The following is a 13,105-nucleotide window of genomic DNA, read 5'->3' on the forward strand; positions in this document are numbered from 1 at the left end:
GTGTTCAACGTTCCTGGCATGCTGGGGCCGGAACTGGCCCTGGCCGCTGGTCTCAACCTGGCTCTAGTGCTGCTGCTGGGCGTGACATTTGCCCGGCGGACTTGGCCGGACCAACTGCCACTGTGGGTTCCGGGGCTGGGGTTGGCGTTGCTGCTGCTCTGTGGGGTGGGCGGAGTGGCCTATACCCTGTCCCTGTTCGGCGTGCTGAGCGGCCCAGAACTGCTGACCTACCTGCTGGACGAGCCTTCAGGCCGTGCCTGGCTGCTGGCCTTGATCGGCGGCTTGGTGCTGCTGGCCGCCGAAGCATCTCGTTGGCCCTGGCTGGCACTTCTGCCCAGCGCCGCTCTGATGCTGTACGGCACGGCGGTTCAGGGGCACGCTGCTATGGGTGGCTGGCCGACCATCACCGCGCAGATGGTTCACCTGGCGGCCATGAGTGTCTGGGTGGGTGGAGTGCTGGCGCTCGCGCTGGGGCGTCCGCAAACCCCGGCCGGGTTGGACCGCATGACCAACCCAGCGCTGCTCAGCTTGCTGGCGCTGGCGCTGACGGGCTGGTTCGCCGCTGCCGTTCAGGGCGGCAGCCTGTCCACCTTGCGCGTCAGCACCTACGGCTGGGCGCTGGCTCAGAAACTGGTGTTGATTGCCTCCGCTGTCGCAGCGGCGGGCTGGTTACGGCTGCGCCTCAGCCGCGCCTTATCCCCCAAGCCTGCCCTCCACGCCGAACTGGCGGCGTTGCTGCTGGTGCTGCTGGCCTCAGCCTGGCTGGGCAACACGGTGCCGAGCGCACATGTGATGCCATAGCAGTCGTCAGGTACTTGTGAAATTAAAAACAAACTTTTTAATAAAATCTTTTTTTCACAAATTTGCCGTGACTCCTCTCCTCCCTCCTCCGCGTCTTTTTTGCTCGACCACCGCTACCGAAATTCTTCCGGCCATAGAGGTCCGATTCCATCACCGCTGATTGGCTGCTTTAGAATGCCGACCATGTCTCATTCGTTGCTGGTCATGAAATTCGGTGGAACCAACATGCAGGACGCGGCGGCCATTCGGCATTCCGCGTCGCTGTCGGCCCGCTCTATCCATCAGGGTGTGAAGGTGGTCGTGGTGGTTTCGGCGATGGCTGGCGTGACCAACGCGCTGCTGACCATCGCCGACGCTGCCGAAACAGGTGATATTGCCGCCGCGAACGACAGCCTGGCGGAAATCCGCACCCGCCACATGACCGCCGCCGCCGAACTGGGTGGACGCCCTGATAGTGCCACGGTCCGTGAACTTCGTGAACTGCTCGAAACCTTGCGTCAGGCCATCTACGGCGTCTATCTGCTGCGCGAACTCAGCCCCCGCTCCCGCGACATGATCGTGGCGTTTGGAGAGCGGCTCAGCGCACCGCTGATGAGCCTGGCCCTCTCGCAAATGGAACTGCGGGCACATCATCTGACCGGCGGCGCGGCGGGTATCCTCACGGACCGTCATTTTGGAAGTGCTCGCCCACTGCCCCAGAGTGCCGAACGTATCCGTGACCGTCTGGGCGGCCTGCTGGACGCGGGCGTGACCCCGGTGGTGGCCGGCTTCATGGGGGAAACCGAAGGCGGCGCGATCACCACCCTGGGACGTGGCGGCACCGACTACAGCGCCACCATCCTGGCCGGGGCGCTGGCTGCCGACGAGGTCTGGGCCTGGAAGGACGTGGACGGCGTGATGACCGCCGACCCCCGCGTGATTCCCGACGCGCAAAACATCTCTGAGCTGAGCTACGGCGAGGTGATGGAACTGGCCTACTTCGGTGCCAAGGTGTTGCATCCCCTGGCCGTCACGCCTCTGCAGGAAAGCGGCATTCCCCTGCGGGTCAAGAGTGCTGCCGACCCTGACTTCCCTGGCACCCTGGTCCGCGCTGAAGCAGCGATGGATATTCAGCATCCGGTCAAGGCCGTGACCGCCATTCGCAATGTCAGCCTGATCAACGTGACCGGGGCCGGGGTGCTGGGCGTACCGGAAGTGGTCGCCAGCCTGTTTTCAGCCATCGCCCGCGAGAACATCACCCTGCTGATGGTGTCCCAGAGCAGCTCCATGAGTAACGTGTCTATCGCCGTGCCTGATGCCGACGCTGGCCGCGCCATGGAAGCCCTGCGCCTCTCTGCCGCCGATGACCTGAGTTACGAGCAGCAGACCGGCAAAGCGGTGCTGGCCATCGTGGGCGGCGGGATGCGCGGCCAGAAGGGGGTTTCGGCCCGCATGTTCACCGCCCTGGCCGAAGCCGACACCAACATCCTGATGATCTCGCAGGGGTCCAGCGAGTTGAACGTATCGGTAGCGATTGAAAACAGTGAGGTGGATGGGGCCACCCGCGCTGTGCACGCCGCCTTCAGCCTGGGCCGGGGCGCGGAGTAAGGGTGCAGGCGCAGGTAGCCGCGCTGCTGTGCCTCACTCTGGCCGGCTGCGGCAACTTGTCAAACGGGCCGGACCCCGCCGCCCTTCCCATGACCGCGCAGGAGCGGCGAACCTGTGAGCCGATGATCCTTTTTACCGGCGGTTATTACGACAATCCGCTCTCCCGGCTGGTCTATCCCAGGTCTACCCTGGAAAAGGTCGGGGAGGGACAGTATCGGCTGCGACTCTTCGGGCTGTTCGGCACGGTGGATCACCGGTATGCCGTAGACGCGGGACCCACCTTCGAGGCGTCGCTCCGGACCGGGGAGGAGTTTTTCTGCAGTGTGGCCCGCCGCTAGCCGCCGACCGTGACCACAGCCGCCGCCTCAGCGCATCGTTTCCAGCCGCTTCGCAATCACATTCCCCGCGCCCGGCCCCGCTTCGGTCACCGCCCGGATGGCCCGAATCTGCGCGGCGTCGGCATAGTTGCCTACCCGGATGCCGTTCACGAACACCGACGGCGTGCTGTTCACCCCGAACTGCCCCTGCAAGATGGTCATGGTGCCCATAATGGCCTGAGTGTTCACCTTGTCCAGGCAGGCTTCCATTTCCGGCTGTTTGGCTCCGGCACTGACGGCGTACGCCATAAAGCTCTGACGGGCCTCGGCGTCGGGCTGCCCCATCCAGCGGTCAAAGTCTGCATTGATCTCATCCGAGAATTCCCAGAAGCGCCCCTGTTCGGCGGCGCACTCGGCATACTGTGCAGCAGGCAGCGCCAGCGGATGCATCCCCAGTGGGAAATGGTGATAGTTCAGCCGGTACACACCGGGTTTGCGCCGCCACTCGGCCAGCGCCTCCCCCTGCCAGAGCTGGTTGCAGTAAGGGCACTGATAATCACTGGCAATGTCGATGCGTGCCTGTGCGGTCTCATTGCCCAAGGCGCTGGTGACTGGGGGAAAGGCGGCGGTGTCATGCACCTTGATCGCTGTGTACACCTCCCACTGACCGCCGCGTAGGCGCACATGCACGGCGCTTCCTCCGGATTGGTCGAGTTCCTCGAACAGTTGACCCGACACTTGCTTCTGAAAGCCAGGGTCATCCAGTAACTTTTGCAGGTCCGGCACAGCCGTTTCCGGCGCTCCCCAGGCGGCCAGAATGCCACGGGCCACCGCTTCCGTCTGGGCCTGTGGGGCCGTCACATATATTCCGATGACCCGCTGCCCAACCCGGTCCAGTTCTAGGCGCACATCCCCCTGGTGCCAGATGTCTCCTTCGCCGCTGAACGCGGCCAATATGGGCTGAGCTACCGTGGCGTGAGGCGTTGCCCAAAGTTGCGCCTGACCTGCCGGAAGCAGCAGGGTCAGGGCCACCAACATCGTTTTTTTCATCCGAACAGTGTAGGGTACTGGCCGTAGTCTGCACCGTCGGCAGGACCAAAAGAAGCACCTGCCCAGAAAAGAGCAGGTGCCGCAGGTTCAAATAAGAGAGTCAGGTCGCAGACTGTGCAAGTGGACCCTAGAAGTCCTGAGGGTGAGCGCACTCACCACAAACGGTAAGAAGTGTTGTGCGCCTGGCTGTCTTATGGCGTCAATTTAACCCCTCGAGTCTGACAAGAACATGGCAAATGTCCCTTCTCGCCTTACAGACGCTTGAGCCAGGCCGTGCCGCCCTCCACCTCTGCGCTGTGTCCCTCGGCTGGACCGTAGCTGATCCCGCCCTCGGCCAGCACCTCGTCTGCGATGTACGCTTCAAAGGCCTGTGCCGCTTCCAGCGCGTCGCCGTGCAGTTCCAAGCTCAGCGTGATGCGGTCAGATACCTCGAATCCGGCGGCCTTGCGGCCTTCTTGGATGCCGCGCACCAGGTCGCGGGCCAGCCCTTCCAGGATCAACTCACGGGTCAGCTCGGTGTCGAAGGCCACCAGATAGCCGCTGTCCTCGGCGGCGGCCACGCCCTCAGGGGCACCAGCGTCAATCAGCAGTTCCTCGGCACTCAGCTCAAATTCGCCCAAGCGGGCCACGCCGCCCGCCTGCACGGTGGCGACCACTGCTGCGGCGTCCGCTGCGGCCAGCGCCGCTTTCAGGGCCGGTAGCTGTTTGCCGTACTTCTTGCCCACCACCGGCAGGTTGGGGCGCAGTGAGTAGGTGATCAGCTCGGTGCCTTCGCCGAGGTACTCCACCGCTTTCACGTTCAGCTCCTCACGGACCTGCTCCTCGTGGGCACGCACCGCGTTTTCCAGCGCTGCGTCGGGCAGACGGACCTGCACCTTGCTTAGTGGCTGACGCACCTTCAGATTGTACTGTCCGCGCACCGCCCGGCCTAACTCCACGACTTTCAGCACAGCGGCCATGTCGCGGGTCAGCCCTTCGTCCAAGCGGTCTTCACGCACCTGCGGCCAGCTCTCCAGGTGAACCGATTGTTCCCCAGTCTCGCCAGCGGCGTCCGTACTCGCGCCGCTCGGGGTGCCGCTCACGGCTCCCGCGGACAGATTCCGGTACAGCTCATCCGCGATAAATGGGGTAAACGGTGCGGCCAGCTTGGTCACCGTCAGTAGCGCGTCGTGCAGGGTGGCGTAGGCGTCGTGGTTGACCTGTGCGCCGCTCCCACTCGCTCCGCTCGGGCGACCGGGGCCGCCCCCGGCAGCCGGAGTGCCACTCCAAAAGCGACTTCTGGACCGCCGCACGTACCAGTTGCTCAGGTCATCCGTGAAACCCGCCAGGCTGCGGCCTGCACCGCGCACGTCGTAAGCGTCCAGGCGAGTGGTCACATCGCGCACGGTCTCTTCCAGGCGGCTGAGCAGCCAGCGGTCCATCTCGGAGCGCTCGGCGACTGGGCGAGCTGCGTTCAGATCCGGCTGGTCCAGGTTGGCGTACAGCACGAAGAACGAGTACACGTTCCACAGCGTGTTCACGAAGCCGCGCTGCGCCTCGCCCACCAGCCGCTCGGAAAAGCGCTTCTGGTCGCCAGGGTCCGATGCTGTGAACATGTACCAGCGCACGCTGTCGGCCCCGTACTGATCAAAGAGCGGCAGCGGCGCGATCACGTTGCCTTTGGACTTGGACATCTTGGCGCCCTTTTCGTCCACGATGTGACCCAGGCAAATCACGTTTTTGTAGGCGGGCTGCCCATACAGCAGCGTGCTGATGGCGTGCAGGGTGTAGAACCACCCGCGCGTCTGGTCAATCGCCTCGGAGATAAAGTCCGCCGGGTAGTGCCGCGCGAACTGCTCCCCTCCGCGCATCGCGTGGCCTTCGCGGTCCAGCAGCAGTCCCCACTGCGCGTAAGGCATCGCTCCAGAGTCGAACCACACGTCCAGCACTTCGGGCACGCGGCGGTATGCCTTGCCGTCACGCTCAAAGGTGATGTCGTCAATGTAAGGGCGGTGCAGGTCAAGCTCACTCAGGTCACGCCCGGTCAGCTCCTCCAGCTCGGCGCGGCTGCCCACCACGATCAGGTCGCCGTCTTCGCTCATCCAAAACGGCAGCGGCGTGCCCCAGTAGCGCTCGCGGCTGATGGCCCAGTCCACGTTGCCTTCCAGCCAGTTGCCGAAGCGTCCGCGCTTGATGTTGCCCGGCACCCAGTTGATTTTCTCGTTCTGGGCCAGCATTTCGTCCGCGTACTGACTGGTGCGGACATACCAGCTCTTTTTGGCAAAGTAAAGGATCGGATCGCCGGTGCGGTCGTGGAAGGGGTATCTGTGCTTGAGGGTCCCGGCCCAAAACACCAGACCGCGCTCTTTCATGTCGCGGATCAGGCCCTTGTCGGCGTCCTTGAAGAACTTGCCGCGCTCGCCCGTCACCTGCAGGGTGCCGTGATCGTCCACCCCGAACACCATCGGCACGCCGTACTCGCGGGCCACCTCCAAGTCCTCGGCACCGTAGACGGGGGCTTGGTGCGCCACACCGGAGCCGTCCGCCGCGCTGATAAAATCGGCCATCACCACAAAGTGCATCAAGGGGCGGCCATCTTCGCGGCGCTGGTGCAACTCGCGTTGTGCGCCCAGTTCCAGCGATACCTCAGGAAAGGGCGGCTCGTACTCCACCCCGGCCAGGTCGCGGCCCTGGAAGCGGGCCAGCACTTCCAGCGGCACTTCCCCTTGCAGCGCGGCCAGACGCTCCAGCGCTTCTTCGGCCACGATGACTGGCCCCACGTTTGACTGCGCCGCCACATAGGTCAGGTCCGGGTTCACGGCGGCCAGCGTGTTGCTGGGCAGGGTCCAGGGCGTGGTGGTCCAGATGAGTAAGGCCAGCCCCTGCCGCCCCTCACCGTTCAGGGCGCTCAGCGCCGCGTGGGCGCGTTCCGGCAGCGTGTCCCAGACCACTGGCAAGCGCACGTAGATGCTGGGGTCGTCCACCAGGCGGTAAGAGTCCACCTCGCCCAGCTCGGCCCGCGACAGGGTGGAGGAGATGCGCGGGCTGAGCGGCACCACCTTGTAGTCCTGCTCCAGCATGCCTTGGTCGTGCAGGCGGCGCAGCAGGTTCCAGACCGACTCCACGTACTCCTGCTCGTAGGTGACATAAGGATCATCCAGGTCCACCCAGTAGCCCATGCGCTCGGTCAGCTCATTCCAATCCTGAATGGTTTCCCACACCGAGGTACGGCACAGGCGGTTGAACTCTTCCATCTCCTCGCGGGTCGCGCCGTGGTTGCGCCCCTGCAAACCCAGCCGCTTTTCCACGCTGATTTCGACCGGCAGGCCGTGGGTGTCCCAGCCGCCCTTGCGGGTCACGTGGTAGCCCTGCATCACTTTGTAACGCGGGAAGATGTCCTTGAACGAGCGGGCCAGCACGTGGTGCAGCGCAGGCTTGCCGTTGGCCGTGGGCGGGCCTTCATAAAAGACGAATTCCTTATCTGAAGGGCGCTCCTGGGTTTGCTCGAAGACGCGCTCGGCTTTCCACTTTTGCAGAATGCCGCGCTCCAGCTCGGCGTAGTTGGGCTGCGGGGGAACGGGTTTGAATGTGGTCATACAGGCCTCCAGTAACAGTGCCGCGCCCAGAGTCATTGCTCAGGACGCGGCGCGGCGCGTGGTACCACCTAAACTTCACCCCAAAGGGCCTCGTTGCATAGACCCTCTGACGGGGGGTGTCCGGGTGGGTCTACTGGCCCCCTGGGGCGTTCTTCCACCGGCGCGGGAGGGGATGTTCGGCAGTCCGGGGGCGCGTGTCCCAGGCTTTCACCGTCCCTGGGTCGCTCTTGGGCGCGCTGTTCCGGGCCTACTGGCCTCACGGTCGCCTTAGATTTGGGCCTCAGTTTACCAAGAATTTGTCGGCGCATGGCAGCTACAGCAGGCCCGTGATGTGAAGATAATGCTCCACCGGGCAGGCCGGATGTCCTGCGGACAGCTCACCCTGGTCGCGTTAGACTGCGTAAGATTCCATCCCAACCCAAGCCCTACCCAGCACCGCCAAGGAGCCGCTATGAAATTTTTTATCGATACCGCCATCATGGACGAAATCCGCGAAATTCACGCCTGGGGTGTGCTGGACGGCGTGACCACCAATCCCAGCCTGATCGTCAAGTCGGGCCGCGACTTCCGCGAGGTGGTGTCCGAAATCGCCGAACTGGTCGGCGGAGCCATCAGCGCCGAAGTGACTGGCCTGAGCGCCGAAGAAATGATTGCTGAGGGCCGCGACATCGGCACCTGGTCCGAGCACATCGTGGTCAAGCTGCCGCTGACGCCCGCTGGGCTGCAGGCCTGCCGCACCCTCACGGGCGAAGGAATCAAGACCAACGTGACGCTGTGCTTCAGCGTGCCGCAGGCGCTGCTGGCCGCCCGCGCCGGGGCCACCTACGTCAGCCCTTTCGCGGGCCGGGTGGACGACATCGGCTGGGACGGCATGGAGCTGATCCGCCAGATCAAAGAAGCCTATGTGATGGGCGACATCGGAACGCAGGTCCTGGCCGCCTCTATCCGTCATCCACAGCATGTGGTGCAGTCGGCACTGGCCGGAGCCGACGTGGCGACGATTCCCTACAAGGTGTTTACCCAGATGGTGGCCCACCCGCTGACCGAAGCTGGGATTGAGGGCTTTATGAAAGACTGGGCCAGCCTGGGCACCCAGCAGGACAGTGCTCAAAAAGGCTCAGAGGCCAAATGAGCCCCAGCTTTCAGGAACTGCGCGAAAAGATCCTGCCGGAGTTGCATCTGCTGGCGGCCCAGGAGGGCATTCAGGACTACCGCAAGCTGAAAAAAGACGACCTGATTCTGCGGCTGCTCGAAGCCCAGGCCCAGGGCGGTGGGCAGCAACTGACGGGGGGCTACCTGACCGTCTCTGAGGACGGGTACGGCTTCTTGCAGGCGGACTTGCTGGACCCGTCTTCACGGGTGGCGCTGGTCACCTCGGGGCTGATCCGCGATCTGGCGCTGCGAACGGGCGATGAGGTCATCGGCCTCTCGCGCCCGCCACGTGATACCGAGCGTTATCCCACGCTGCTCAACATTCAGGCGGTCAACGGTGTGGACCCCGACACCGCCAAGGCCCGGCCGCGTTTTGACGACCTGACGCCGACCTTCCCCGATCAGCAACTGGTGCTCGAAGACCCCACCATGGATGACGGCATCAGCCTGCGGGTGGTGGATCTGCTCGTTCCCATCGGGCGCGGTCAGCGTGCCCTGATCGTGGCCCCCCCCAAAGCGGGCAAGACCACCCTGATGAAAAAAATCGCCAACTCCATCGTCAAGAACTACCCCGACATCCGGGTAATGGTGCTGCTGGTGGACGAGCGCCCTGAAGAAGTCACTGATTTCCGCGAAAGCGTGGCGGGGGCCGAGGTCATCACCTCCACCTTCGACGAGCCACCGCAGCGCCATGTCCGGGTGGCCGAGTTTGTCCACGAGCGCGCCCGCCGCATCGTGGAAGAGGGCGGGCATGTGGTGATCTTGCTGGACTCGATCACTCGCCTGGCCCGCGCGAATAATCTGGTCACACCGCCTACCGGGCGCACTCTTTCTGGTAGCCTGGATTCCAATGCGCTGCACTGGCCCAAAAAGTTCCTCGGCGCCGCCCGCAATACCCGCGAAGGAGGCAGCCTGACCATCCTGGCCACCGCCCTGGTCGAAACCGGCTCGCGCATGGACGATGTGATCTTCGAAGAATTCAAAGGAACCGGCAACGCCGAGCTGGTCCTCAGCCGCCGCCTGGAGGAGCGCCGTATTTTCCCGGCGCTGGATATCCTCAAGTCCGGTACCCGCCGTGAGGAATTGCTGCTGGATAAGCCTGTGCTGGACAAGGTCTGGCTGCTGCGCAAAGTGATCAGCGACATGGACCCCGCCGACGCGATGGAAATGCTGACCGGGCGCATGGGCAAGACGGGCAACAACGCCGAATTTTTGCAGCAGTTGACCGGACGTGGCTAAACGTATCAGCCAGGTTTTTGAGCATGGCGGCGGCGTACTGCACTGGCGCGAATATGGTCACGGTCCGCCGCTGGTGCTGGTTCACGGCCTGAGTGGCTCGCGGCGCTGGTGGCAGCGTAACCTACCTGCGTTTTCGGCGCACTTCCGGGTCTATGTCATTGAATTGACCGGCTACGGCTCGGCCTGGCGTCACCGTGCGCTCGGGGTAGAGGGTTCCGCGCAGCTGATTGGAGCCTGGCTGGAAGCGCAGGACCTGCAGGATGTCACTCTACTGGGCCACTCGATGGGCGGGCAGATTTCGACCATCGTGGCTTCGCGCCATTCTGACCGGCTACGGGCGCTGGTGCTGGCCTGCGCGTCGGGCCTGCTGGAAACAGACCTGTTTCGCTCGGCGCTGCAACTGCCCCGCGCCGCTGTCACTGGCCGCTTCAGCTTTATTCCCACCGTGCTGTTCGATTCGCTCCGGGCTGGGCCTATCAATGTGGTCCGCTCCACCCTGGACCTCCTCGGCCACCCGACAGGGGAGATGCTGCCCGCCATCGCTCTCCCTACCCTGGTGATCTGGGGCGAGCGTGACGCCCTGGTCCCTGCCGCCCTAGGCCGCACCCTTGCCGAAGCCCTCCCCAACGGTCAGTATGTCGAAATTCCACGTGCTGGACACGTCGTAATGGTGGACGCGCCGGAACGCTTTAACGAGGAAGTCCTGCATTTCCTACAGTGTCTGGACCGAGGAGCAGGGAACGAAGAATAGATGTACTTATGGTTAAAAATTACAACGCGAATTATAAAACCTGGAAGTAAAGAATAAAATCAGAACCAAAGACAAGAATTAAGCGGCGTGAAACATTTCACAAGCTCAGAGAAAAAATAGGGGACTTACCCCACCCAGCTCACCCCCCAGCCCGGCGCGTCGGACACGCTGAGGCATCCCGCTTCCCATATCAGCCCCTGCACCGGATCTGCAGCCAGCAACAGGGGAGAGTCCAGATCCACCCAATCACACTGCGGGGCCAGCGTAACTGCAGCCGCGATACCTAGCGATGATTCGATCATGCAGCCGATCATCACACTCATCCCATGCAACCGCGCCAGCTCCATGGCCCGGAGGCCTTGCACTGGGCCACCCAGCTTGGCCAGTTTCAGGTTCACTCCATCAAACGCTTCAGCCAGGGCAGGCACATTGGCCACTGAATGCAGACTCTCATCTGCGATAATCGGCAGCCGTGCCGAGCGGCGCAGGGCACGGTGGCCGTCCAGATCGCCCGCAGGCAGAGGCTGTTCCAGCAACTCGACCCGCCAGTGCTCCAGCACATCCAGCATCCGCCGCGCTTGTGGCAGGGTCCAGGCCGCATTGGCATCCACCCTGAGTGCCACCGCCGGGGCCACTTCGCGCAGAGCACTCAGGATCTGCTCGTCGTGAGCGGTGCCCAACTTGACCTTGAGGACGGCGTGTCCGCGCTCTACTGCTGCACGTGCCTGGGCCTGCATTTCCGGCAGTGAAGCAATCCCAATGGTGAAACTACTTTCGGGAATTTTGCCGCTGGGCAAGCCGAGCAGCTCGCGCACCGGGCGGCTCACACTCAGCGCACAAGCTTCCAGCGCGGCCATTTCCAGCGCACATTTGGCACTGGGGTGGTAAGCCAGCGCCGCGTCTAGTTGCCCAGCCAGGGTCCGGAAGGCCCAGGGGTCATCCAACAGCGGGGCCAACCGCTCCAGTGCAGCCAGCACCGTTGCCCCCGTCTCGCCATAAAAGGCATTGGGGGCCGCTTCACCCTGGCCCGTCACCTCACCCAGTTGCCATTCCACCCGTACCCGCTCATAGGTGGAATGGGTCCAGCGGGCAATCCCGAACGGCTGAGCAGTCGTCAGGTCAAATCGGCTCCAAGTGATCATGTTCTCCTCCAATCCGGGCGGCCAAAGCCCAGTAAATCGCGAGCCAGCAGACGGCCATATTCGCCACCTTCTTCGCCTAACGTGTCGATCTGAACCGCCATGTGATATGAGGTCGAGTTCAGCATTCGCTTCGCATCCAGCATCAACCCGACGTGACCGGGGAAAAAGGCCAGGTCGCCAGCCCGTGGAGTTTCCACCTGAGCCAGCGCCCGCCGCTGGTCACCCGAGTCGCGCGGAAGCTGTAATCCATAAGCTGCATGAAGCACCTGCATTAGCCCAGAGCAATCGATCCCCCAAGCCGAACGCCCGCCCCAGCGGTAGGGCGTCCCCACAAACTCCACTCCCAGCTCAGCCAGAGTGGGGGGGAGTGAACGAAACACACAGCGCTGTATCCAACCGCCCGGCCAGGCCAGTCGCTCCCAAACGCGGGCATCCTCCTCAGTGCGCTCACCACTGAGAATCACCCGCGCCCCTTGACTGAGGCGACCCAGCACCGGGGCAGCCACCGAAGGGGCCTGGTAGATATGACCACGCAACGCCGTCACCGTTTGCCAGTCGCCCAGCACCGCTGACTGGATGCATTCCGACTGTATCCAGCCCTGATATCCATCCGCAATCAATTGTACCTGGGCCCATTCACCCTGCTCGGCCAGTAGGTCCAGTGGCTCACCCAGGAGCACCTCGGAGACCGTCTCAGACTGCGCCTGAGGATCACGTCGCAGCCAGGTCTGACGGGCAGCTTGGAGCATCAGCCGTGACCGGTTTTGATCACATTGGCGATCTGGGCTGGCAATTCCCAGGCCATAATGTCGAAGGCCGCGGACGCAATATCGTATGGGACTTTATGCAGGGTGACGCGGGGCGCAGCATCCGCTACACAATCTATGACGGCCACATCTGCGCCGGGTTCATGGTTCAGCGACAAGCCCACCGATCCAGGATCTAAGAAAGTCACCTCGCCCACCTGCCGCACGAAGGGCACATGGGCCCCTGCGGCCACGATCAAGCGGGCGGGGTACTGCGCCGCCAGCACCTGTAGTTTTTCCTCGGGGCCGGCCAAATCCAGCTTCTCTTCTGGATCCTGTGGACTGCCATGAAAGAAGCGAATTCGTCCACTGGGCGTCTTGAGGCGCCCACCCACTGGAAGGGAACGCAGGAAATCCAGTTGCTCAGAGGTGAGTATGTCGCGGCTCCAGTTGATCACCTGTTCGGCGGGTCCATGCCGACCTTCACGGTCACCCAGCGGTAGGGCCACACGCATATCCGACGAGCCCAGGCAGGCCGAAAATCCATGCTGCTGCACATAGTCGATGACTGGTCCAGGGTTCGCGCCGTAACCCACCAGATCACCCACCACCACAATCTGGTCCACTGCCTGAGCACGCAGAAACTCAGCGGACGCCGTCAGGGCATGAATGTTGGCATGGAGATCACTAATAATACCCAGTCGCACAGTAAAGCCCATCCTACTCCAGTGCGCGGGCGAACCTG

General features: G+C 63.3%; 11 protein-coding genes. 6 read left to right on the forward strand and 5 right to left on the reverse strand.

Annotated elements, in window-relative coordinates; all coding sequences use genetic code 11:
* The 3 genes from LMT64_RS04305 (at position 1) to LMT64_RS04315 (ending at position 2,726) form a co-directional block, all read left to right on the forward strand.
* Entirely contained in the window at positions 1–801 is an 801-nt protein-coding gene (locus tag LMT64_RS04305) for a hypothetical protein (RefSeq protein ID WP_126351652.1), read from the forward strand.
* Positions 802–984: 183 nt separating this feature from the next.
* Entirely contained in the window at positions 985–2,388 is a 1,404-nt protein-coding gene (locus LMT64_RS04310; RefSeq protein ID WP_126351653.1) for an aspartate kinase, read from the forward strand.
* A 2-nt stretch (positions 2,389–2,390) separates the two neighbouring features.
* Positions 2,391–2,726 carry a hypothetical protein gene (locus LMT64_RS04315; protein WP_126351654.1) on the forward strand — a complete coding sequence of 112 codons (336 nt, stop codon included), beginning with the start codon at positions 2,391–2,393 and terminating at the stop codon, positions 2,724–2,726.
* Between the two features lie 27 nt (positions 2,727–2,753).
* Here LMT64_RS04315 and LMT64_RS04320 read toward each other — a convergent pair whose 3' ends face one another.
* The gene (locus tag LMT64_RS04320; RefSeq protein ID WP_126351655.1) at positions 2,754–3,755 is read right to left on the reverse strand and encodes a DsbA family protein; all 1,002 of its coding nucleotides are present in this window, start codon (positions 3,753–3,755) and stop codon (positions 2,754–2,756) included.
* 251 nt (positions 3,756–4,006) lie between these two features.
* A complete protein-coding gene (gene ileS, locus LMT64_RS04325) occupies positions 4,007–7,330 on the reverse strand; it encodes an isoleucine--tRNA ligase (protein ID WP_126351656.1) in 3,324 nt (1,107 codons plus the stop codon).
* A gap of 451 nt (positions 7,331–7,781) precedes the next feature.
* Here ileS and fsa point away from each other — a divergent pair, with 451 nt between their 5' ends.
* Genes fsa through LMT64_RS04340 form a run of 3 tightly spaced genes read left to right on the forward strand, consistent with a single transcriptional unit; the run spans position 7,782 to position 10,472 of the window.
* On the forward strand, positions 7,782–8,462 hold the full coding sequence (fsa, locus tag LMT64_RS04330; protein WP_126351657.1) for a fructose-6-phosphate aldolase: 681 nt from the start codon (positions 7,782–7,784) through the stop codon (positions 8,460–8,462).
* Positions 8,459–9,721 carry a transcription termination factor Rho gene (rho, locus tag LMT64_RS04335; RefSeq protein WP_229253383.1) on the forward strand — a complete coding sequence of 421 codons (1,263 nt, stop codon included), beginning with the start codon at positions 8,459–8,461 and terminating at the stop codon, positions 9,719–9,721. The genes fsa and rho overlap by 4 nt, the downstream gene beginning before the upstream one ends.
* Positions 9,714–10,472 carry an alpha/beta fold hydrolase gene (locus tag LMT64_RS04340; protein ID WP_126351659.1) on the forward strand — a complete coding sequence of 253 codons (759 nt, stop codon included), beginning with the start codon at positions 9,714–9,716 and terminating at the stop codon, positions 10,470–10,472. Before rho ends, LMT64_RS04340 begins: the two co-directional genes overlap by 8 nt.
* 125 nt (positions 10,473–10,597) lie before the next feature.
* Here the strand turns inward: LMT64_RS04340 and LMT64_RS04345 are convergent, their stop codons facing one another.
* From LMT64_RS04345 to LMT64_RS04355, 3 genes are read right to left on the reverse strand one after another with little or no spacing between them, the layout of a single operon-like run.
* Positions 10,598–11,614: a dipeptide epimerase gene (locus tag LMT64_RS04345; RefSeq protein WP_126351660.1), complete on the reverse strand. Its 1,017-nt coding sequence runs from the start codon at positions 11,612–11,614 to the stop codon at positions 10,598–10,600.
* A complete protein-coding gene (locus tag LMT64_RS04350) occupies positions 11,611–12,363 on the reverse strand; it encodes a C40 family peptidase (protein ID WP_126351661.1) in 753 nt (250 codons plus the stop codon). The genes LMT64_RS04345 and LMT64_RS04350 overlap by 4 nt, the downstream gene beginning before the upstream one ends.
* Positions 12,363–13,067, reverse strand: a complete 705-nt coding sequence (locus tag LMT64_RS04355; protein ID WP_229253384.1) for a metallophosphoesterase family protein — start codon at positions 13,065–13,067, stop codon at positions 12,363–12,365. The genes LMT64_RS04350 and LMT64_RS04355 overlap by 1 nt, the downstream gene beginning before the upstream one ends.
* Between the last annotated feature and the right edge of the window lie 38 nt (positions 13,068–13,105).

Source organism: Deinococcus radiophilus, assembly GCF_020889625.1.
In the GTDB taxonomy this organism is placed as follows: Bacteria; Deinococcota; Deinococci; order Deinococcales; family Deinococcaceae; genus Deinococcus; species Deinococcus radiophilus.

Excerpts from the sequence above, each read along its gene's own strand:
- LMT64_RS04320 (WP_126351655.1), bottom strand. The coding sequence starts at position 3,755 with ATGAAAAAAACGATGTTGGTGGCCCTGACCCTGCTGCTTCCGGCAGGT.
- fsa (WP_126351657.1), top strand. The coding sequence starts at position 7,782 with ATGAAATTTTTTATCGATACCGCCATCATGGACGAAATCCGCGAAATT.
- ileS (WP_126351656.1), bottom strand. The coding sequence starts at position 7,330 with ATGACCACATTCAAACCCGTTCCCCCGCAGCCCAACTACGCCGAGCTG.
- LMT64_RS04310 (WP_126351653.1), top strand. The coding sequence starts at position 985 with ATGTCTCATTCGTTGCTGGTCATGAAATTCGGTGGAACCAACATGCAG.
- LMT64_RS04345 (WP_126351660.1), bottom strand. The coding sequence starts at position 11,614 with ATGATCACTTGGAGCCGATTTGACCTGACGACTGCTCAGCCGTTCGGG.
- LMT64_RS04350 (WP_126351661.1), bottom strand. The coding sequence starts at position 12,363 with ATGCTCCAAGCTGCCCGTCAGACCTGGCTGCGACGTGATCCTCAGGCG.
- rho (WP_229253383.1), top strand. The coding sequence starts at position 8,459 with ATGAGCCCCAGCTTTCAGGAACTGCGCGAAAAGATCCTGCCGGAGTTG.